The sequence below is a fragment of the Dactylosporangium sp. NPDC049742 genome (genome assembly GCF_040674675.1).
GTDB lineage: Bacteria > Actinomycetota > Actinomycetes > Mycobacteriales > Micromonosporaceae > Dactylosporangium > Dactylosporangium maewongense.
In genome coordinates this window covers 31,539-52,121 of record NZ_JBFANF010000003.1, presented here as the reverse complement: position 1 = coordinate 52,121, position 20,583 = coordinate 31,539, and the positions used below count along the sequence as shown (strand labels likewise).

Annotated in this window: 24 protein-coding genes; 12 read left to right on the top strand and 12 right to left on the bottom strand. The window is 73.5% G+C overall.

The annotated features are described in order from the left end of the window. Positions 1-66: 66 nt before the first annotated feature. From AB0J72_RS05645 to AB0J72_RS05620, 6 genes are all read left to right on the top strand, one after another. Entirely contained in the window at positions 67-837 is a 771-nt protein-coding gene (locus AB0J72_RS05645; RefSeq protein WP_363394746.1) for a hypothetical protein, read from the top strand. Positions 838-880: 43 nt separating this feature from the next. Further along, entirely contained in the window at positions 881-1,651 is a 771-nt protein-coding gene (locus AB0J72_RS05640) for a hypothetical protein (RefSeq protein WP_363394744.1), read from the top strand. A 43-nt stretch (positions 1,652-1,694) separates the two neighbouring features. Beyond that, positions 1,695-2,381, top strand: a complete 687-nt coding sequence (locus AB0J72_RS05635) for a hypothetical protein (protein ID WP_363394742.1) — start codon at positions 1,695-1,697, stop codon at positions 2,379-2,381. A gap of 43 nt (positions 2,382-2,424) precedes the next feature. Further along, the gene (locus tag AB0J72_RS05630) at positions 2,425-3,105 is read left to right on the top strand and encodes a hypothetical protein (protein ID WP_363394740.1); all 681 of its coding nucleotides are present in this window, start codon (positions 2,425-2,427) and stop codon (positions 3,103-3,105) included. Positions 3,106-3,107: 2 nt separating this feature from the next. Beyond that, positions 3,108-3,851 (top strand): DUF5995 family protein, encoded by a 744-nt coding sequence (locus tag AB0J72_RS05625; RefSeq protein ID WP_363394738.1) that lies wholly within the window; start codon positions 3,108-3,110, stop codon positions 3,849-3,851. A gap of 81 nt (positions 3,852-3,932) precedes the next feature. Then, complete coding sequence (locus tag AB0J72_RS05620; RefSeq protein ID WP_363394736.1) at positions 3,933-4,223, top strand: peptidoglycan-binding domain-containing protein; 291 nt, start codon at positions 3,933-3,935, stop codon at positions 4,221-4,223. 28 nt (positions 4,224-4,251) lie between these two features. Here the strand turns inward: AB0J72_RS05620 and corA are convergent, their stop codons facing one another. After that, positions 4,252-5,268: a magnesium/cobalt transporter CorA gene (gene corA, locus AB0J72_RS05615; RefSeq protein ID WP_363394734.1), complete on the bottom strand. Its 1,017-nt coding sequence runs from the start codon at positions 5,266-5,268 to the stop codon at positions 4,252-4,254. 215 nt (positions 5,269-5,483) lie between these two features. Here corA and AB0J72_RS05610 point away from each other — a divergent pair, with 215 nt between their 5' ends. Next, complete coding sequence (locus AB0J72_RS05610) at positions 5,484-5,912, top strand: STAS domain-containing protein (RefSeq protein WP_363394732.1); 429 nt, start codon at positions 5,484-5,486, stop codon at positions 5,910-5,912. A gap of 24 nt (positions 5,913-5,936) precedes the next feature. Here the strand turns inward: AB0J72_RS05610 and AB0J72_RS05605 are convergent, their stop codons facing one another. From AB0J72_RS05605 to AB0J72_RS05585, 5 genes are all read right to left on the bottom strand, one after another. After that, positions 5,937-6,338 (bottom strand): VOC family protein, encoded by a 402-nt coding sequence (locus tag AB0J72_RS05605; protein WP_363394730.1) that lies wholly within the window; start codon positions 6,336-6,338, stop codon positions 5,937-5,939. After that, positions 6,335-7,180, bottom strand: coding sequence for an AraC family transcriptional regulator (locus AB0J72_RS05600; protein ID WP_363394728.1), 846 nt, complete (start codon positions 7,178-7,180; stop codon positions 6,335-6,337). Before AB0J72_RS05600 ends, AB0J72_RS05605 begins: the two co-directional genes overlap by 4 nt. A gap of 4 nt (positions 7,181-7,184) precedes the next feature. Continuing rightward, the gene (locus AB0J72_RS05595) at positions 7,185-7,511 is read right to left on the bottom strand and encodes a plasmid stabilization protein (RefSeq protein ID WP_363394726.1); all 327 of its coding nucleotides are present in this window, start codon (positions 7,509-7,511) and stop codon (positions 7,185-7,187) included. Positions 7,512-7,525: 14 nt separating this feature from the next. Beyond that, on the bottom strand, positions 7,526-7,816 hold the full coding sequence (locus AB0J72_RS05590; RefSeq protein ID WP_363394725.1) for an LLM class flavin-dependent oxidoreductase: 291 nt from the start codon (positions 7,814-7,816) through the stop codon (positions 7,526-7,528). Positions 7,817-7,953: 137 nt separating this feature from the next. Next, entirely contained in the window at positions 7,954-9,054 is a 1,101-nt protein-coding gene (locus tag AB0J72_RS05585) for a glycosyltransferase (protein ID WP_363394723.1), read from the bottom strand. Between the two features lie 79 nt (positions 9,055-9,133). Between AB0J72_RS05585 and AB0J72_RS05580 the strand changes: the two genes are divergently transcribed. Next, positions 9,134-11,047 (top strand): ATP-binding cassette domain-containing protein, encoded by a 1,914-nt coding sequence (locus tag AB0J72_RS05580; RefSeq protein WP_363394721.1) that lies wholly within the window; start codon positions 9,134-9,136, stop codon positions 11,045-11,047. Positions 11,048-11,049: 2 nt separating this feature from the next. Further along, on the top strand, positions 11,050-12,273 hold the full coding sequence (locus tag AB0J72_RS05575) for a multidrug effflux MFS transporter (RefSeq protein ID WP_363394719.1): 1,224 nt from the start codon (positions 11,050-11,052) through the stop codon (positions 12,271-12,273). Positions 12,274-12,392: 119 nt separating this feature from the next. Here the strand turns inward: AB0J72_RS05575 and AB0J72_RS05570 are convergent, their stop codons facing one another. After that, entirely contained in the window at positions 12,393-12,746 is a 354-nt protein-coding gene (locus AB0J72_RS05570) for an Lsr2 family protein (protein ID WP_363394718.1), read from the bottom strand. A 127-nt stretch (positions 12,747-12,873) separates the two neighbouring features. Between AB0J72_RS05570 and AB0J72_RS05565 the strand changes: the two genes are divergently transcribed. From AB0J72_RS05565 to AB0J72_RS05555, 3 genes are read left to right on the top strand one after another with little or no spacing between them, the layout of a single operon-like run. Then, positions 12,874-13,548, top strand: coding sequence for a DinB family protein (locus AB0J72_RS05565; protein ID WP_363394716.1), 675 nt, complete (start codon positions 12,874-12,876; stop codon positions 13,546-13,548). 36 nt (positions 13,549-13,584) lie between these two features. Next, a complete protein-coding gene (locus tag AB0J72_RS05560; protein WP_363394714.1) occupies positions 13,585-14,865 on the top strand; it encodes an AMP-binding protein in 1,281 nt (426 codons plus the stop codon). Beyond that, on the top strand, positions 14,862-15,440 hold the full coding sequence (locus AB0J72_RS05555) for a GNAT family N-acetyltransferase (RefSeq protein WP_363394712.1): 579 nt from the start codon (positions 14,862-14,864) through the stop codon (positions 15,438-15,440). The genes AB0J72_RS05560 and AB0J72_RS05555 overlap by 4 nt, the downstream gene beginning before the upstream one ends. A gap of 33 nt (positions 15,441-15,473) precedes the next feature. Here AB0J72_RS05555 and AB0J72_RS05550 read toward each other — a convergent pair whose 3' ends face one another. The 5 genes from AB0J72_RS05550 to AB0J72_RS05530 are packed head-to-tail and all read right to left on the bottom strand — an operon-like array spanning position 15,474 to position 20,581. After that, positions 15,474-16,493 (bottom strand): hypothetical protein, encoded by a 1,020-nt coding sequence (locus AB0J72_RS05550; protein WP_363394710.1) that lies wholly within the window; start codon positions 16,491-16,493, stop codon positions 15,474-15,476. Positions 16,494-16,501: 8 nt separating this feature from the next. Continuing rightward, positions 16,502-17,767, bottom strand: a complete 1,266-nt coding sequence (locus tag AB0J72_RS05545) for a hypothetical protein (protein ID WP_363394708.1) — start codon at positions 17,765-17,767, stop codon at positions 16,502-16,504. Further along, the gene (locus AB0J72_RS05540) at positions 17,764-18,429 is read right to left on the bottom strand and encodes a hypothetical protein (protein ID WP_363394707.1); all 666 of its coding nucleotides are present in this window, start codon (positions 18,427-18,429) and stop codon (positions 17,764-17,766) included. The genes AB0J72_RS05545 and AB0J72_RS05540 overlap by 4 nt, the downstream gene beginning before the upstream one ends. Beyond that, the gene (locus tag AB0J72_RS05535) at positions 18,426-19,610 is read right to left on the bottom strand and encodes an ATP-grasp domain-containing protein (RefSeq protein WP_363394705.1); all 1,185 of its coding nucleotides are present in this window, start codon (positions 19,608-19,610) and stop codon (positions 18,426-18,428) included. The genes AB0J72_RS05540 and AB0J72_RS05535 overlap by 4 nt, the downstream gene beginning before the upstream one ends. Then, a complete protein-coding gene (locus AB0J72_RS05530) occupies positions 19,607-20,581 on the bottom strand; it encodes a glycosyltransferase family 2 protein (RefSeq protein WP_363394703.1) in 975 nt (324 codons plus the stop codon). Before AB0J72_RS05530 ends, AB0J72_RS05535 begins: the two co-directional genes overlap by 4 nt. Positions 20,582-20,583 lie beyond the last annotated feature (2 nt).

Below are 20,583 nucleotides of genomic sequence, written 5' to 3'. Positions count from 1 at the left end.
CCACAACACCTACCGGTTGACTAGGGATTGATTGCCGGCGCCGCCGCGTTGCCGCACACTGCGACCGTGACCTCGCTGCCCTCACCCGCCTTCGCCCGGCCCTGGCGCGCGGGCACCGTCCCGCTCGCCGTGGCGGTCGCGCTGGTGCTGGCCTGGCTCACCGCCGCACTCATCTGGGGCGACGGCTGGAGCACCTCGGTGCGGGCCGAGGCATTGATGCTGCCGCCGGTGCTCTTCACCGGCTCCACGCTCGGCTACCTCACGTGGAGTCTCGCGCGCTCCCGCCCGGTGGCCTTCGAGGTCCGCGACGGGGCCTTCGTCGTCCCGCCTGCCGACCAGCTGTCGGCGGCGTTCGCGACGTCCGTGCTCGCCGGCGCCACCGCCAGCGCCGGGATGCTGATGTTCGACCGGTCGGAGGACTGGCTCGGCGAGTTCGTCGCCACCTGGTACATCTGCCTCGCGCTCACGGCGGCAACCTTCGTGTTGCGGCTCCTCATTCGCGCCCGCAGGACGGGCCGGATGCTGCTGCGCCCCGAAGGGCTGCTGATCACGTACGCGTACGGCAGCCGCGAGATCCCATGGGAAGCGGTGTCGGGCGGCCCGCCACGGACCGGGCTCACGGACCCGAGGCTGCGCATCGGCCGGCCAGACCTGGTGCGCGCCACCGGCCTCGCCCGCCGTGGCGCGGTGAAGGCCTTCCTGCCCACGGGCGACGCCTGGGTCCGGCGCGAGTTCCTGACCGACGCGATCAACTACTACCTGGCCGTCCCCGCCGCCCAGCAGAGTATCGGCACCGCCGAGGGGTACGTCCACCTGCGCCGCGTCCTGCGCGCCTGACAAACGCTTGTCGATGCTCGCACCGTTGCCGCACACTGCGACCGTGACCTCGCTGACCGCACCCGCCGTCGGCCGCCCCCGCCGCGCGGGCACCGCCGTCCTGGTGGCGGCGGTGACGCTGGTGCCGGCCTGGCTCACCGCCGGTCTCCTCTGGAGCGGCGGCTGGAGCGAGTCGGCGCGGGAAGACGCCCTGGTGGTTCCGCCGCTGCTGTTCGCCACCGTCACGTTCGCCTATCTCACGTCGTGTCACCGGCGCCGCGGCCCGGTGGCCTTCGAGGTCCGCGACGGCGCCTTCATCGCCCCGCCGGCCGACCGGCTGTCGGCGGCGGCCGCGGTCGCGGCGCTCGCGGGCAGCACCGTCGGCGCGGGCACGCTGCTGGTCGACGGGCCGGAGACCATGCCGGGCAGCGCCGTCGCCGGCTGGTGCACCGTCATCGCGCTCATGGTGGCGGCCTTCCTGCGACGGCTTCACATGCGCGCCCGCAGCGCCGGCCGGATACTGCTGCGCCCCGAAGGACTGCTGATCACGTACGCCTACGGCACCCGCGAGGTCCCGTGGGACGCGGTGTCGGCGGGGCCGCCACGGACCGGGCTCATGGCGCCGAAGCTGCGCATCGGCCGGCCGGACCTCGTGCGCGCCACCGGCCTCGCCCGCCGCGGCGCGGTGAAGGCGTCCCTGCCCACGGCCGAGGCCTGGGTCCTGCGCGAATTCCTGGCCGACACGATCAACCACTACCTGACCGATCCCGCCGCACGGCAGCACATCGGCACCGCCGAGGAGCACGAGCACCTGCGCCGCGTCCTGTGCGGCTGAGGAACACTTGTCGATGCCGGCGCGGCTGCCGCACACTGCGACCGTGACCTCACCGACGGCATTCATCGCCCCGCGCCCTCTCCGGTCCGCGGCGGTCGGCCTTGTGGTGCTGTCGGCGTCGGTACTGGTGTGGTACGCCGTCGCCCGGCGCTGGCACAACGCCTGGCACGACGACGCAGCTGGCTTCGCCGCCTTCTTCCTGCCACCGCTGGCGCTCGTCATCGGCGCGCTGATCGTCGTAGGGGTCCTGAAGGCGCGGCCGCGGCCGGCCGCGTTCGAGGTCACCGGGGGCGCCTTCGTCGCACCGGCGGCCACTCAGGTGGCGGCGGCGAGCGCGGCGTTGCTGCTCACCCTGGCGCACTCGTCGGCCATCCTGTCCCTGCAACAGATGCCCGACGACTGGTGGTCGCCCTTCCCGGTGCGGTTCCACCGTGTCATCCTCGCGTGCCTGGTGGCCGGCTTCCTGGTGAAGGTCGCCGCGCTGGCCCGGCAGTCCGGGCGGATCGAACTGCGCCCCGCGGGGCTGCGCGTCAGGTCCCTCTTCGCCGACCGCGACGTGTCCTGGGAGCAACTGGCGGCGAAGTCTTCCACCTGGCCGGCGGACGAGGCATGGGTCCGCCGCGAGTTCCTGACCGCCGCGATCAACCACTACCTGGCCGATCCGGCCGCGCGGGAGAACATCGGCACCGCTGAAGGGTATGAGCACCTGCGCCGCGCCCTGTGCGGCTGACGAACGCTTGTCGATGCTTGCGCGGTTGCCGCACACTGCGGTCGTGACCTCACCGAGCGCACCCGTCGCTCTGCGGTCCATTCGGGGTGCCATGGTCGCCGTCTGGGTGGCAGCCGCGCTGGCGGCGGCCTGGATCGCGGCGGCCGTGCGCTGGCACGAGACCTTCCTCCACGACATGGTGCTCGGCATCGGCGTCTTCTTCCTGCCGCCGACCGTGTTCTTCGGCGCCATGCAGGTCATCAGGTGGCGGCTGCAGCCACTGCGGCGCCCGGCCGCGTTCGAGATCGACGGCGGTGCCTTCGTGGCACCGGTGGCCACGAAGGCGCAGGCGGTGAACGCCGCGACCGCGCTCGCCGTCGCGACCGCCCTGGTTTGCACGTACGGGTGGCAGGAGCCCGGTAACTACTTCGACCTCGTGGCCTCGCGGGTCGGCATTCCGCTCATGGCGGTCCTGTTCCTGGTGCGGGTCGCCCGGCTGGCCCGCCGCGCCGGGCGGATCGAGCTGCGGCCCGAAGGACTGCGGGTCACCTCCCTCTTCGGTGTCCGCGAGCTGCCCTGGGAGACGGTCGAGGCGGCACGGTACGGACAGCCGACGCACACGCCCGGCGACACCTGGGTCCGGCCCGAGTTCCTGGCCGGTGCGGTCAACCAGTACCTCAGCAACCCGGCCGCCCGGCAGGCGATCGGGACCGCTGAAGGATACGAACAGCTCCGGGCGAGGTGAGCATGGACGACGCGGTCGCTGGGGTCATCCGGCGGATGGAGGACGGGCTCGCGCGGCTCGCACCCGCCGACGCGCGGCGGCACTTCCACGGGACGTACCTGCGGACCACCTTTGCCGTCGCGGAGGAGATCGAGCGGGGCGGGTTCCTGGACGCGGCGTGGCTGAACCGGTGGGACGTCGCGTTCGCCGAGCTGTACCTGGACGCGCTCGACGCGGACCTCGCGGGCGAGGAGGTGTCGCGGCCGTGGCGGATCGCGTTCGACACGGCGCGGGAGCGGCCGGGGCTGCCGGCGCTGCGGCATGTGCTGCTCGGCATGAACGCGCACATCAACTACGACCTGCCGCAGTCGCTGATCGCGGTGATCGGGCCGGCCGAGTTCGACGACGAGGAGCTGCGGGCCGCCCGGGAACGCGACCACACGCACGTCGACACCGTGTTGCTCGCGCGGGTCAGGGCCGAGGAGGTGGAGGGTCGCACCGCCGCCAGGCCGAGCCTGCTGGACCGGGTCCTGGCGCCGGTGAACCGGGCCGCGACCCGCCGGCTGCTCACCGAGGCGCGGGCCAAGGTGTGGCGCAACACGGCCGTGCTCGATGCCGCCAGGAGGCAGGGGCGGGAGTCGTACGACACCCGCATCCGCCAACTCGAGGACGCCTCGGCGGCGAAGCTGGCCACGCTCACCGCGCCGGGGCAGGTCCTGCTGCGCCTCGCCCGCACCGGATTCGGCGTCGTCATTCCAGGTGCTTAGGTGTGCCTCAGGGCAAACTCAGGGTCGGAGTGACCGAAAGCCCTGACGCGGCGGGCGGCCCGGCCGACCACACTTGAGGGCATGACAGTCCGCCGCACCCTGCAGGCCGTCGGCGCCGCGCTCGCCGGTGCCGTCAGCGCTCCCGAGACCGCCGCGCCGCCCGCCGACCCGCGCGAGGTCCGTGACCTCCTCGCCGAGATCGGCCTGCTGCACCCGCGCTCCCCCGTGTCCGACGTGCCGCTCACGCTGTGCCGGTTCCAGGCCAGGGCCGGGCTCACCATCGACGGCGTCGCCGGCCCCCGGACCGTGCAGGCGCTGACCCGGGCCGCCCGCGAGACCCGCCACATGCGCTCCCTCGGCCTGGCGGCGTAAGGCAAGTCGAAGCCGCAGCCGGACAAAGTCACAGCCAGCCGTTGCGGCGCAGCGCCCGGTAGAGCAGCAGCCCGCTGCCGAACATCAGCGCCAGGGCGAAGAAGTAGCCGTAGCGCCAGTGCAGCTCCGGCATGAAGACGAAGTTCATCCCGTAGATGCCGGCGATCGCGGTCTGCAGCGCGGCGAGCGCCGCCCACGACGCGATCTTGCGCATGTCGTCGTTCTGGTCGATGGTGACCTGCGCCAGGCGGGCCTGCAGGATCGAGTTGAGGATGTCGTCGTAGTTGACGATCTGCTCCACGACCCGGGTCTGGTGGTCGTTGACGTCGCGGAAGTACCGGCGGATCTCCTTGGCCAGGGCGAACGTCTGCTTGTCCAGCAGCGTGACCAGCGGCCGCTGCAGCGGGACCGCCGCCGTGCGGAACTCCATCAGCTCCCGCTTCAGCTGGTAGACGCGCTCGATGCTGATGCCGCTGTCCCGGCGGAACACGGCCATCTCCAGGGCCTGCACGTCGGTGTCGATGGCGGTGACGATGGCCAGGTAGGCGTCGACGATCCGGTCGAGGATCGCGTGCAGCACCGCCCACGGGCCGGCGGCCAGCTGCGCCGGGTTGGCCTCCAGGTCGTGCCTGGCGGAGCGCAGCTCACCGGCCTCGCCGTGACGCACCGTGACCACGAACTGGCGGCCGAGGAACACCCTGACCGACCCCGTGTCGATCACCTCGCTGGTCTCGGTCAGCTCCTCGTGCGGCACGTAGCGGGCGGTCCGGGCGACGAAGAACGTCACGTCCTCGTACCGCTCGACCTTCGGCCGCTGCGGCATCGGGTTCAGCGCGTCCTCGACGGCCAGCGGGTGCAGCCCGAACACCTTCTCGGCCTCGGCGAACTGGTCCGGATCCGGTTCGTGCAGGCCGATCCAGACGAACGCATCCGGTTGGTCGCAGGCCCGCTCGTACAGTTCGGCGAGCGGCAGCTCGTCAGGCTGCCGGACGCCGCCGACGTACAGCGCGCAGTCCACGACCGCCGGCCGAGTGTCCAATTTCACCGCAGAAGCACCTTTCGTCCGGGCGTGACGGTTCGCGGGGGCTACTGGTTGCGTACCCACCCCGGTTCGTCCATGAACACCCGCCCGACCAATGACCGGCCGCTGCTCGGATCACCCGAAGCGACGTCCGGCTGTCCAGTCACCGGCCAGTCGGGTGGTCCCTCCACCTGGACAGAGGTTCACGGACCGTCACGGCGGACCGTATCGTCGGCAGCATGGCAGCTCTCACCTTCGCGGTGGACCGACTCGCTGCCGCGACGGTGCTGACGTGTCACGGCGCGCTGGTCGCGGCCAGTGCAATGCAGCTGGAGACCGCGCTCTCCCAGCTGTTGCTGCGCCCCGAGCCCAGGATCGTGATCGACCTGGCGAAGGTCACCGCCATCGACTGCACCGGCGTGATGATGCTGCGCGTCACTGCGGGTATCGCCCTTGAGCAGGGCGGATCGCTGGTCCTGGCGGTGCCGGCGCCGGCGGTCGTCCACACGCTGCGTGAAGGCGGGACGCTGTCCACGATCCAGACGTACCGGACGCTGGAAAGCGCTCTCGCCGCCGACCCGCGCGGCCTGGTCACCGACGCGGACGCCGCCGCCCAGGCGACCGCCACCCCGTGGCCGATGAACTCGGACCGCCGCCGCAGCGCCTGAAGCACCACGGCAGCGATCAAGCGCTCAGCTGGGCTCGCCGCGGTAGGTGCCGAACGACCAGCGGTTGCCCTCGGGGTCGCGGACGATGAAGTCGCGGGAGCCGTAGTCGGTGTCGGTGAGCTCCATGACGACCTCGGCGCCGGCGTCGACCGCGCGCTTGTAGAGGGCGTCGGGGTCGTCGGTGACCACGTAGGCGCCGAACGTGCCGGGCCGCAGCGGCCACCTGTCGCCGTCGGCGTCGCGGACGCTGCCGAGCATGATGCCGCCGCCCAGCGGCCAGGCGAGCTGGGCGTGGTCGACCCGGTCGCCGTCGCCGTGCACAACGACCTCCCGGAAGCCGAAGACGTCGACGAGGAACCGGATGAGGGCGCGGGCGTCGGTGGCGCGCAGGGTCGGCCACACCTGCGGTGCTGGTGTCGTTGTCATGCGGCCCAGTCTGCCGACCAGGGCACGTCCGGGTCTTGGACGTTTCGGAACGGCGGCAGCCGCTCCTCGGCGAGCCACCGCGCCGGCGGCAGCCCGGCCAGGGCGCTGAACTCCCGGGTCAGGTGCGCCTGGTCGTAGTAGCCGCAGGCGGCCGCGACCGCGGCGAGGGAGTCCGCGCCCTCCTGCATGCGGCGGCGGGCGTCGTCGAAGCGGGCGACCCTGGCCGCCGCCTTCGGTGCCAGACCGATCTCCTCGTTGAACCGTCTGCTGAGGTACCGCCCGCTCCACCCGACCTCCCGGGCCACCGCCGCGGCGGTGACGGTGCCGCCGCGCAGCAGCCGCCACGCGTGCACGACCTCCGGCGCGGGCAGCACCGGGTCGGTGAGCCTCGTCGCCAGCATCTCGTCGACGATCCGGAACCGCTCGGCCCAGGTGCCCACCGCCCGCACCCGGTCGCGCAGCAGGTCGATGAACGGGCCGAAGACGTCCGTGGCGGCGACGTCCAGCGACGCGAGCTCACCGGCGGGCAGGCCGAGCAGGGCGCGGGCGCCGAGCGGCGACAGGCCGATCTGGATGCCGGACTGCCGGCCGTCGTGCACGATCGTCGCCGGCGTCGTGTGCAGCCCGCCGAGCAGCGTGTCGTACACCCCCGGCGGCGTCTGCGCCGAAGGGTGCGCCGCGACCCGCAACGGGTCGTCGAGAGTGACGATGAGCGTCAGGGTCGGTGACGGCAGCCCCCGGTGCACGGCGGGCGCGACCCCGGTCTCGCGGTAGCCGCTGTACCAGGTCGCGAACGGTCGCACCCGCGGCCCGGCGGGGCGGCGCACGTACTCCGACAGCACCCCGTCACCGTAGCGCCTTCTCCAGCTCCGCCTTCGTCATCCGGGAGCGGCCCTTGACGTTCTTGCGCCTGGCCTCCTCGTAGAGCTGGTCCCGGGTGCGGCCGGCCGGGCCGGTGGTCCGGGCCCGCAGCGCCCCGCGCTGTGCCGACGACATGTCCTGCGTCGACGTGCGGCTCGCCGTGCGCGACTCGCCGGCGCGGGCGCGTTCCTTGTTCACCACCCGGGCCGCGATCTCCTCCGCGACCTCCTCCGGCCGGCCCTGGGCCTTCTGCTGGCGTTTGACGTGCTCGTACTGCCGCTCCCGCTTGGCACTCCACACCCCTTGCGGCATGACAGCTCCCCCAATCACAGGAATTCGCGCTTGTACAGGTCGATGAGCTCGGCGTAGTGCGGTCCGACGTTCGCCATGAACCCGTCCGCGATCCGCCCGGCGAGCTCCAGGGCCTTCGGCCCGAACGCCGACATGTACACCTTCGGCGGGGTCTCCGGGCGCGTGTACACCTGGGCCTGCTCGACGGTGTAGTGGGTGCCGCGGTGGCTGACGAACCCGCCCTCCCACAGCTCCCGCATCACGGCGACGGCCTCGTCGAGCATCTCCAGGCGCTCGGCCGCGCTGGGCCACGCGTCGCTATCCACAGCCCGGTGAAGCCGGCGTCCTGGGCGAGCTTCGCCTGCTCGATCAGCTGCGCCGGGGTGTACTCCTCGCAGGACAGGAAGTAGCCGATTCGCATGCCCTTGCCCATACCCAGCCCGCCACGATCGACGCGCCGGCGTCAGGACATGGCGTGCAGCCGGTCCACCAGGCGCTTGAGCTCGGCCAGGTGCTCCGGCGGGTAGACCCGGCCGGCGGGGTCGACGACCCGCTGCACCGGCTGCAGCAGCCGCCACGCCTCGGCGACGTCGCCGAGCTGCGCGAGGGCCTGCGCGTCGAGCCAGTCGCAGTAGTCGCGGGCGACGCCGGCGCCGCGCAGCTGCGCGGTCAGCACCAGCACCGCCTCGTCCATGCCGGCGCCGAGCAGCAGCCGGGCGAGCGCGTCGGTGCCGAGGACCCACTGCCGGGTGCCGGGCGCCAGCTCCCGCAGCGTCTCGAACGCGTCGACGGCGTCCTGGGTGCGGCCCGCCCCGACGAGGCTGCGCCCCAGGTCCAGCAGGATGTCCGCGACCCGCACCGGGTCCCGGGCGCCGTCCGTGGAGCCGTCGGCGATCCCGTCCAGCATCGCCTGGGCCAGCTCGACGTTGCGTTCGGCCTTGCTGCGTCGTTCGTCCGGGTCCGCGTACCCCTGATGCTCCAGGCGGATCGCGTCGCGCGGCGCCGACGGCCACTCCGCGATCCCGATCCCCTGCACCGTGCCCGTCGCCTGCAGGTGCCCGGTGCCGACGCCGGTGCCGTGCCCGCGGTCGACGAACACGTCCGGCGCGGCGCCGCCGGCGATGCGGACCAGGTGCTCGTGCACCCGGCCCTGCCACCGCAGCTGCGCCGGGCGGAAGAGCCGGGCCGTGCGGAACGTGTAGGGCAGCTCGTCGTGGGCGTTGTCGATGTCGACCAGCAGCGCGTCGGCGGTCGTCGCGGCCAGGACCTCGCGGAGCTTGCCGGGCACGGCGACGGCCCGGTCGTCGGCGTCGATGCTGAGCACCCAGTCCGCCGGCGTCCACGGGGCGCCGCGGGCGGTGGCCGCCTCGGCGAGCGCGGTGTTGCGGGCGGCGGCGAAGTCGCCGGTCCAGGTGCCGTGGCTGACGACGGCGTCGAGCGCGGCCGCGATGGCCGGGGTGTCGTCCTTCGAGCCGGTGTCGTGCACGTGGATGAGGTCGACGACCCCACGCAGCGACGTCAGACACCGGTCCAGCATGGCGGCCGAGTCACGCACGATCAGCACCGCGGCAAGGTTCACCTCCGCCCGATCGGCGGCCGTCCGGCCGACCTGAGCGTTTACCTGCGCGAGGCACCATAGATGGATGGCGATCGAAAGTGCCGACCCGGCAGACGATCTCGCGGTCCCCTACTGGTTGACGGCCACCGCCGAGGCGGCGTCGGCGTCGTTCGGCCGGATGGTGCGCCGGCTGCCGGGGCTGCTGCTGCAGGCGTGGCGCCTGGCGTGGCGGACCGACCGGCGCACCACCGCCGTCGTCGTGGTGGGCAACCTCGCCGCCGGGGTCGCCTCCGGCGTCGGCCTCGTCAACGTCGTCGGCGTCCTCGACGGGCTGCTGCGCGAGGGCCCCACCCCCGACCGGATCCGCGCCGCCGTGCCGTCGCTGCTGGTCATGGTCGCCGCCGGCGCCGCCCGCACGCTGCTGGCCGCCGCGGCGACGGCCGCGCAGGGCAGGCTGTCGCCGCAGGTGTACGAGGCGGCCGAGCTGCGGCTGCTGGAGCTGACCACCCGGGTCGACCTGGCGACGTTCGACGACGCCGACTGGCGCGACCGGATGCAGCGGGCCCGCGACCGGGGCATCGACGCCGCGCAACGGGTCGTCGACCACGCCATCGAGCTCGGCACCAACGTCGTGTCGCTGGCCGCGGCCGCCGGGGTCCTGGCCGTGCTCCACCCGATCCTGCTGCCGCTGCTGGTGCTCGCCGTCGTGCCGAACTTCTGGGCCGCCGTGCGCTCCGCCCGTCTCGGGTACCGCCAGCAGCTGCGCCTCATCGCCGTGTGGCGGCGCAAGTGGATGCTGTCGGAGCTGCTCGCCGAGCGGGACCAGGCCGGCGAGCTGCGCGCGTTCACCCTGCAGCGGTACCTGCTGGCCGAGGTCCGGCGCCTCCTCGACGCGGTGACCCGCGAGCAGATCAAGGTGTCGTCCGCGCAGGTCCGCACCAACCTCGTCGGTCACGCGCTCGGCGCGCTCGCGACCGGCGCCGCGTACGCCGCCCTCCTCGGGCTGCTGCTGACCGGCCGGATGGACATCGCCGTCGGCGGCGCCGCGGCGTACGCGATCAGCACCGGCATCAACGCGCTCACCCAGGTCGCGTTCGCGGTGAACCACCTCTACGAGCAGGGCCTCTACTTCGGCGACTACGAGTCCTTCCGCGCGCTCGCCACCGCCCGCTCCGAGCCGCTCGACCTGCCGCCCGCGCCGGCCGGCTTCGAGACGCTGACCCTGGACGGCGTCACCTTCACCTACCCCGGCGCGCAGCGGCCCGCGGTGTCCGGCGTGAGCCTGACCATCCGCCGCGGGCAGACGATCGCGCTCGTCGGCGAGAACGGGTCCGGCAAGTCCACCCTCGCGAAGCTGCTCGCCGCGCTGTACCGGCCGGACCATGGCGTCATCGCGTGGGATGGCGCCGACCTCGCCGGGCGCGACCCCGACAGCGTCCGGGAGCACGTCGCGGTCGTCATGCAGGACCCGACCAACTGGCCGCTGTCCGCGGCGGAGAACATCACGGCCGGCCGGCACGACCGGGCCACGACCCAGGCCGAGATCGAGGCCGCCGCCGGCCGCGGCGACGCCCACGACTTCATCGTGGAGCTGCCCCGCCAGTACCAGACGCTGCTCTCCAGGCACTTCAACGACGGTGCGGAGCTGTCCGGCGGCCAGTGGCAGCGCCTCGCGATCGCCCGCGCGTTCTTTCGCGACGCGCCGCTGCTGATCTGCGACGAGCCGACCGCGAACCTCGACCCCCGCGCCGAGCACGCCGTCTACGGCCGGCTGCGGGAGCTCGCCGCCGGCCGGACCGTGGTGCTGATCACGCACCGCATGGCGAGCGTCCGCGAGGTCGACCGGATCTTCGTCCTCGACCACGGCGCCCTGGTCGAGGAGGGCACGCACGACGAGCTGACCGCCGCCGGCGGCCTCTACGCCCAGCTGTACGCCCTTCAGGCGACCGCGTATCAAGGGAATGAAACGTCTGTCCACACGCTTGACCACAGGATGTGACCGTGAACCCCGTCCGTCTTGTGCTCGTCCTCGGTTCGCTCATCGCGATCGGCCCGCTGACCATCGACATGTACCTGCCGGCGCTGCCGAGCATCACCGGCGACCTGCACACCACCTCGACGGCGGTGCAGCTCACCCTCACCGGCACCCTCGCCGGCCTGGCGCTCGGCCAGCTCGCCATCGGCCCCTGGTCCGACGCGGTCGGCCGCCGGCTGCCGCTGGTCGCCGGGCTCGTCCTGCACGTGCTCGCGTCGGTCGCCTGCGTGTTCGCGCCCAACGTCGGCGTCCTCGGCGGCCTGCGGGTGCTGCAGGGCCTCGGCGTCGCCGCGTCGTCGGTCGTCGCGATGGCGATCGTGCGCGACCTGTTCAGCGGTGCCGCGTTCGCCCGCCTGTTCTCCCGGCTGATGCTGGTCATGGGTGCCGCCCCGATCCTCGCGCCCACCCTCGGCAGCGCCGTGCTGCGCTGGACCGAGTGGCGCGGGGTCTTCGTGGTGCTCGCCGCGTTCGGGGTCCTGCTCACCACCCTGGCGGTGCTCGCCCTGCCCGAGACCCTCCCGCCGGCCCGCCGCCGCTCCGGCCGCGTCACCGGCGTCCTGCGCGTCTACGGCTCCCTGCTGCGCGACCGGATCTTCGTCGGCCTGGTGCTCGTGGCCGGTTTCGCGATGGCGGCGCTCTTCGCCTACGTCGGCGGCTCCTCGTTCGTCCTGCAGCAGGTGTACGGCCTGAGCGAAGCGCAGTTCGGACTGGCCTTCGGCGCCGGCGCCGTCGGACTGATCGGCGGCACGCAGTACAACGTGCGGCTGTTGCGCCGGTACTCGCCGCAGCGCATCCTCGTGTCGGCCCTGGCGGGTGGCACGCTCGCCGGAGCGGTCATGGTCCTGCTGGCCGCCACCGGCCTCGGCGGGCTGCCGGCCCTGCTGGCGGCGCTGTGGGCGGTCCTCACCGCGGCGGGCCTGGCCCTGCCCAACGCCCCGGCGCTCGCCATGTCCCGCCACGGCGAGGCGGCGGGGACGGCGGCGGCGCTGCTCGGGGCGGTCCAGTTCGGGGTCGGCGCGGTCGCGGCCCCGCTCGTCGGCGTGCTCGGCACCGGCGCGACGGCGATGGCGGTGGTGATCGCCGGCGGCATGCTCACCGCGACCGCGACGCTGTTCCTGGTCGTCCGCCCCGGCTCCCTGCCGGTGACCGTGGACGACGCCACGGAGCCGGCCCTGGCCGCCGCCCACTGACCACGCTGTTGATCGAATGGCGGATCCGGTCGTGATGACGGCCGGATCCGCTACTCGATCATGGATGGCTCTTGGCGGCGGCGGGTGGCGGCGGCTTCAGCGGACGACGGTGGTGGTGGTCAGCGGCCGGCGGCGGCGTGGTACTGGTCGACGATCTCCTGCTTGATCCGGCCCCGGTCGGAGACCTGGTAGCCGGCGCCCAGCGCCCACTCGCGGATGGCCCGGTTCTGGTCGCGGTCACCCCGGCTGGCACCCCGCCCGCGGCCCGAACCGGACCGGGCGGCGGGCATCGCGCCACGCCCGACCTTCGTGCCAGCGGAAATGTAGGGCTTCAACGCGACGCGCAGTTTCTCGGCGTTCTTCTTCGACAGGTCGATCGCATACTGCACGCCGTCGAGGCCGAACTGCACGCTCTCGTCGGCCGGCTTGCCGTCCAAGTCGTCGATCAGTTCTTGAATGACGCGCTTGGCCATGACGGCGCCTCCTCGGCAAGGGAAACGGGTGACGGCGGCGACCGAACGGCCGCCATCGCAGAAAATAGTATCGCCCATTCTGCGGATTTGAAGTCCGCTCGGTTTCAAATAGGCACGATCACCGATCGTGTCGGTCCAATTACGACCCGGGTGGGTCGCTGCGCCTGATCCCGGCATCGGCGAGACTCTACCCATGACGAACACTTCCACACCCGATTGGGGCGACCTGCTCACCGGCCAGTTGGCGTTCTACTGGGACGCGCATCTGCGACCCAGGCTGGACGGCCTCACCGACGAGGAATATTTCTGGGAACCGGTGGCGGGCTGCCTGTCGGTCCGCCCGGACGCCGACGGGAATTACCGCGCCGAGCCCGGCAGCCGCGACGCGGACCCGGCGCCGGTCACGACCATCGCATGGCGCATGATGCACATCGCCGTCGGTTGTTTCGTGATCCGGAGCAGCACGTTCTTCGGCGACGGAAGTGCCGGCGACGGCGCCGACATGTTCGACCCGCGGCACGTACCGGCGGATCTGCCGCACACCGCCGAGGATGCCGTAGCGTTCCTGGACGCCAGTTACCGCGAGTGGCACGGGCACGTTTCCGCACTCGACGAGGCCGCACTGAGCGCGCCATTGGGACCGAAGGGCGCCTATTTCTCCGCGGACCCGATGGCGGCCCTGATCGCGCACGTCAACCGCGAGACGATGCACCACGGCGGCGAGATCGGAGTGCTGCGGGACCTGTTCCGGGCGACCGGCGCGGCACAGCGCACCGACCGGCTCGCCGCGACGAGTTCGTGACATCGATCCAGGGCCCGGTCTGGAAGACTTCCGGGCATGTCGACGATCGATGGCCTTCTTTCTATCCGGTCCGTGCTGCGGGCGCAGCGCCATGACCGGGGCACGCTCGACCGGTTGACCCTGGCCGGGCTGCGGGACGCGCTCGAGCACGCTCGCACCCGCGTCCCGGCCTACAGCGGCGACCGGTACGACATCGGCACCCCACACGACCTCGCCGACTTCGCGCGCCTGCCCATGCTCCGCAAGGCCGACGTGCTCGCGCTCGGCGAGGACCGGTTCCGCGACCCGGCCTTCACCCGCGACGCCGTCACCGTCTACACCACCAGCGGCACCAGCGGGCAGATCCTCGAGGCGTGGCACGATCCCGCCAACTACGCCCACGACCGCGCCTGCAACATCCGCCGCTTCGCCGCCGCCGGCGGGCGCTACCGGCCCTGGTCGCGCCTCGTGCACTTCAAGCCGTTCCCGCTCGACACCGCGTGGTATCAGAAGCTCGGCGTCTTCCGCCGCGCCGTCGTGCTCAGCGCGCTGCCCGTCCGCACCCGGGTCGAGCACCTGCTGCGCGAGCGCCCGCACGCGGTCATCGGGTATCCGGTGCTGCTCCGCGACCTGCTGCGCGGCATGCGGCCCGACGAGCTCACGACGCTGCGCCGCACGCTGCGCGCCGTCTTCACCGAGTCGGAGCTGCTGACCCCCGAGGTCCGCCACCAGCTCACCGAGGGCTTCGGCGTGCCGATCTTCAACGAGTACTCCGCCTACGAGCTCATGCACATCGCGTACGACTGCGCCGAAGGCCAGCTCCACGTCGCCGAGGACCGCGTCCACGTCGAGATCGTCGACCCCGACGGCCACCCCGTCCCCGACGGCACCGAAGGCCACGTGGTCGTCACCGGCTGGCGCGAGCGCGCGATGCCGCTGCTGCGGTACTGGCTCGGCGACCGCGCCACCCGCCACACCGGCCGCTGCGCGTGCGGCCGGACCTTCGCCCGCCTGCACCTGACCAAGGGCCGCGCCGACGACTACGTCGTCCTTCCCGACGGCGAGCGCATCTACGCCGGCACGTTCATCGGCATGGCCATCAGCACCCCCGGCGTCGCCGAGTGCATGGTCCGCCAGGACTCCGCCGGCAACATCACCATCTTCCTCGTCCCCGACGGCCGCGCCGACCGCGGCTTCGACGACCTCGCCCGCGAGGCCCGCGCCTGGCTGCACACCACCGCCGGCCGCCCCTTCGACCTCGACGTCCGCCACGCCGACGCGCTGGAGCTCACCGCCGGCGGCAAGGGCCGCTTCGTCGTCTCGGAGTTCCAGCGATGACCTCCACCCGCCGGCTTCCACCGTCGCCCCAGGCCGCGGCGGTGACGCCCGCCGGAGACATCCGGACCGAGCGCCTCCTGCTGCGCCGCCCCGCGGTCGGGGACGTCGAGGCCATCCTCGACGTCCACCGCGACCCGCTCGCCTGCCTGCACAACCCGGGCGACCGCCTGCGGACCCGCTCCGAGGCGCTCGAACGCCTGCACCACTGGACGACCCACTGGGACCGTCACGGCTTCGGCTACTGGACCGTGCTGACCGCGCCGGCCGCCGCACCCCCGGCGCTGGTCGGCTTCTGCGGCCTCAAACTCATGCCGCTGCGGGGCGAACCGGCGCTGAACCTGTTCTACCGCCTCGCACCCACCGCATGGCACCAGGGCTACGCCACCGAGGCCGCGGCGGCCGCCGTCGCCTGGGCCGCCCAGCACCGCCCGGACCTCCCCTTGGTGGCCCGCGTCCGCCCGGCCAACGTGGCGTCCCAGCGCGTCGCCACCCGGATCGGCCTGCACCGCGCCCCCCACCTGGACCATGGCGGCGAGGACGGCCCCGACCTGCTCTACCAGGCCACCCCGGCATAGCCCTCGACCCACCCGCGACCGCCGGCCACCACGTCAGGCGGTCACGGCGCCGTGCTGGGGAACGAGGTGGGCGCCGAGGTCGGACTTCAGCTCGGACATGCCCTTGCCGAGGATCATGCCGCGCGCCCCGCGGTCCACGACGCGCTCCACGAGGCGGCGGAACAGGTCGAAGTACAGGTGCCGCCGGCCGCCGTCCTCGACGGGCAGCGCGCCCCACGACAGCCAGACCGGCCAGACCGGGTCGTCCAGGATCGTCGCGGCGCCGAGGAGCCGGCCGGCGGCGTCGCGGTACGCCACGACGCACACGTCGGCACGGCCGGCCACCGCCGCCTGCCACACCTCCGAGCGGGGGCCGCTGCGCAGCTCGACGCTGCCGGCCGCGTGCTTGGCGAAGTTGAGCCGGGTCAGGTGGGCGAGCTCCGCCGGGGTGACGACCTCGCCGACCCTGCCCGTGCGCACCAGAAGGTCGGGGTCGGCGGCGACGAGCCGCTGGGTGCGGCGCACGCTCGCCCGGCGCTTCTGACCCAGGCCGGCCAGCCACGCGTCGACCGACGCAGGTGCGTCCAGCACAGCGAGTGGCTCGGTGTCTCTGGTGTACCGCGGCCACGGCAGCCACGCGTCGTCACCGTCGCCGAGCTGCCGCCACAGCACCCCCCGGACACCCGGCCCGAGGGTCCGCCGGGCCGCGCGGCGGAACGCGCGCACCAGCGACGCCCGCTCCTGCACCGCGGACGGCGCGAACCAGAATCCCGGCACGGCGCTGCTCTGCGGCGCCTGGACGTGCAGGTACCCCAGCCGCGGAAACCCGGGTCCGCCGGCCCGGTGGCGCGGCGCCACCACCGACGCGGCGACCAGGCCCACCGGACCCTCCACATCGGACAGCACCGCGAGCAGCACCGGGTCGGCGCCGGAGAGCACCCCGGCCCGCATGACCGGCCAGGCCCAGTTGGCGCGCAGGCCGGCGCGGGCGCGCAGGGCCTCCCAGTCGGCCGGCTCCGGGTCGGTGACCGGGTCGTGCAGCCCGACCGTCAAGCCCTCCCTGACAGCTGTCACATCTACCATCATGATCCCCCGTGTGGAACTGTGCGACGCCACCTTCCACTGAGGCCGGCGTCGAGACTCAGCGCGCTCGCTCCGGCGGACAGCAGCAGCGCCGCCATCGCGCCGGACGAGGCGGCGTGCGGGACCAGTACCGCCGCCGAAACCGTGACGACGACCAGCCCCACGGCCGCGGCGGCAGCGGTGAGGCGGGGCGAGCGGCCGTCGGTGTTCTCCACCAGGTAGCCGGCGTAGGCGACGAGCGCGAAGAGCGGCGTCTCCAGGCAGGTCAGCAGGGTGAGCAGCAGCGTGCCCGGCGCCAGGAACGCGACCAGCGGCACGCCGGGCAGGCAGAGCAGCACCGCGAACCGCAGGATCCGCCGCGCCTTCGCCCGCCCCGCCCGGCCCGCGGGGCCGCGCAACCGCAGCGACGTCACCGGTTGGCGGAGGCGCAGCAGGTACGTGAGCGCCGCCGAACAGAAGCCCGACGCGGTCACGGCGACGTAGAAGGGGCCGCTCTCGGTGCCGTGGCCGGCGATGCGCAGGACCAGGTAGCACACGGCGAGGCTCAGGCTGGCGATCAGCTCGGGCAGGCCGAGCAGGACGCAGGTCCGCAGCACCAGCCGGGCGACCCGGCGGCGGCGCACGGCGGTCCCGACACCCCGGGCGGCACGACCCGACACCGACCAGCCGGACGGCAGGCGCCACAGCAGGACCGCGGACGCGGTGAGGGCCGCCGCCGCCAGCATGGTGAGCTGCCACAGCGGCGGCCACGCGAAGTGGAACGTGACGGCGGACAGGGTCAGCAGCGCGCCGGTCATCACGGCGAACGTGACCGCGTCGGTGCGGGGGTGGCCGCGGACCCGGTGCAGGCCGACGGCGAGCTGCAGCAGGCCGAGCGCGGCGGACCACAGCAGCGCGGCGGCGACCACCCGCAGGTGGTCGCGCCCAGACAGGAACGCGGCGGCGAACGCGACCGCCGCCACCGTGACCGGCACCGCGGCGACCCGCAGCACGACCCGGGCGATGTACCCGCCGAGGCGGGGGGTGCGGGGCACCAGCTTGAGGGCGGCCTTCTCGCCGCTGGAGGCGACGAACACCGTCCACGCCGACACGCCGACGGCGCCGGCGTAGTCGGCGAAGCGGGCCGCGCCCCACGGCACGGCGAGCACCAGCGGCGCGAGCTGGCTGGTCGCCCGGAACGCGCCGCGGCCGGCGAACAGCGCCAGCATCATCCCGCCGCCGGGGGCGGCGGTGCGCGGCTCTGCCTCCGGTGCGAGCAGGGTCATGAGCGGTCGGCGAGGAAGCCACCGCCGCGGGCGGTGTCACGGCCGGCCGGCGCGGCACCCGCGGGCGGGCCCACCAGGCGCGGCGGGGACGGCCAGCACAGCACCGCGACGGCGGCGACGAGGTGGGCGGCGATGAAGACGTACGCCTCCGTACGACTCGCGACGTGGCCGAGCCGGACGGTCATGTGGTCGGCCCAGTCCCACCGCTGCGGCACCGGCTGCCCGCGCCACAGCCAGAACGACAGGTCCTCCAGCCCCGACAGCATGACGAGGATGCTCGCGTAGCAGATCCGCCGCACGGTCGCCGACGCCGAGCCGCCCAGCCGCTGGTGCAGCGCGAACGCGAGGATCAGCAGCGGCGCGAGCACCCGGACCAGCGAGTAGAAGCCCTCGAAGTCGTCCGCGATGACCCGGTCGAACATGCGCGGGACGAAGCCGCAGAACACGGCCGTGAACGTGAGGACCCCGACGACCTCGGGCAGCCGCCACCGGCGCAGCCATTCGGGTTCCAGCGCGGCGATGGTCTCCGTGGCGAGGACGAAGGGCAGCAGGTACGCCAGGAACAGCCACAGCGAGTCGAGCTGCTTGCCGTCCGGGGCGAGCGCCACCAGCAGCACCCCGGAGACCAGCGTGGCGGCGACGAGGCCGAAGAAGCGCTTCACGGCCGCACCTCGAAGCGCACCGTCGACAGCAGCCGGTCGGCGGCGGCGCGTAACCGTTCGGGGGTGTCGGCGGTCAGCAGGGCGTAGCCGAGCTTGCTGGTGAGGTCGATCGTCGAGGTGACGGCCCGGCCCGGCTCGGCCAGCAGCGCGATCCTGAGCACCTCCGGCCAGGTGCGCGCCTCCTCGACGCCGTGGATCGCGGCGAGTGTACCGGTGTCCGCCGCGTTCAGCAGCTGCACCATCACCGGGTGCGGCACCATGGCGGGCGGGACCGGTGGCAGCGGCGCGCCGACGGCGACGCTGATCGACGCCTCGATCGGGTCGACGCCGTAGCAGTGCTTGGCGAGCTCGCCGAGGGGGTCGCCGCCGGTGCGGGCGCCCATCTCGATGAGCCGGGGCCGGCCGTCGGCGTCGACGACGAGGTCGAGGTTGAGCGGGCCGCGGCGGTACCCGAGCCGGGCGCAGATCGCGTCGACGTCGGCGACGATGGCGTCGTGGGTGCCGTCGGGGACGCCGGCCGGCAGCAGGTGCGCGGTGGTGGTCGCCTGCGGCGGCGGGGTGAGCCGGCGTTCGGTGAGGGCCATGAAGACGACCCGCCCGCCGTCGATGACGCACTCGCAGCCGCAGTGCTGCCCCTGGACCTCTTCCTCGATGACGATCCCGGCGCCGTACGAGAAGCGGAGCGCCTCGGCGATCGCCGCGTCCACTGTGGACTCGTCCGGGCAGCGGGCCACGCCGCGGCTGCTCTGCGCGTCGGCGGGCTTGACCACGAGCGGGAACGTCAGACCCGCGCCGCGCCAGTCGGCGCCGTCGACCCAGCGGTAGCCGGGCAGGCCGAGCTCGTCGCAGACGGCGCGGAAGCGGCGCTTGTCCACCGACGCCGCGACGGTCTCCTCGGTGAGGCCGCACGGCAGCCCGAACCGTTCGGCGAGCGCGAGCTGCGTCGGCAGCGCGATGTCGCTGCTGGGGGCGAGGACCCCGGCGACGTCGGTGCGCCGGCGCAGGATCTCGCTGAGGGCGGCGACGTCGCGGGTGCTGACGGGCAGCAGCTCGTCGGCGAGCGCGACGGCCGGCGCGGTGTCGCGCAGGTCGACGGCGATCGTCCGGAACCCCAGCGCCCGGGCGGTGCGGTAGGTCGCCATCGCACCGTCGGCGGCGCCCAGGATCAGCAGGCTCTTCATGCGGCGTCTCCACGCTGTACGGGGATGTGCGGCACCGCTCTGGCGCCGGGGAACAGCTGGTCGGAGGCGTCGACCGGGATCGACGCCTCGCGGATGTAGAACATGGCGGGGCGCGGCTGCGCGTCGGCGACGAGCACCGTGTAGCGGAGCATGACGGCGGCGCCGGCGAGCGCGACGCACTCGGCGAGCAGCGCGCCGCCGATCGCGGGCGCGACGCCGACCCAGCCGGCGAACGCGGCGGCCGCCAGCCCGGCCGTCACGAGCGCGGCGAGCAGCAGCACGATCGCGACCCAGTGCACGGCGCGGCGGGAGAAGGCGACGTACAGCTCCAGCGCGTGCCCGATGAGCCGCCCGAGGCGGAACTTCGACGTGCCGCGGGTGCGTTCCCGGTGCTCGACCGGCACGGTCGCGATCCTCGACGTGAGCAGCGGGACGGTGGCCAGGAAGTACGGCGTGCCGAGGCGCAGCTCGACGACCCGCCGGGCGAGCTCGGTGCGCAGCACCCGGAACGTGGTCGCGCCGGGTGGGATGCGGACGCGCAGCCGCCGGCCGAGCCAGTGGTAGCAGGCGGCGCCCCACCGGCGGTGCCACGGGTCGTGCCGGGTGCGCCGCACCCCGAACACGGCGTCGAAGCCCTCCAGGGCCCGCTCCACCAGCAGGTGCACCTCGGCCGGCGGGAACTGCAGGTCGGCGTCGAGGTGCACGAGCCACGGTTTCCGCGCGTACTTGTACCCTGCCGAGAACGCCGCCTCGAAGCCGAAGTTGCGGCTGAACGACAGGTACTGGACGCGGTCGTCGGTGGCGGCGAGCCGCTGGATCTCCGCGAGCGTGCCGTCGCCGCTGCCGTCGTCGACGAAGAGGATCTCCAGGTCGTAGCCGCCGAGCGCGGCCACGATCTCGGCGTGGGTCTGCGCGACGCTGTCCGCCTCGTCGTAGCAGGGCACGACGGCGGTGAGGCCTAACGGGTGCATAG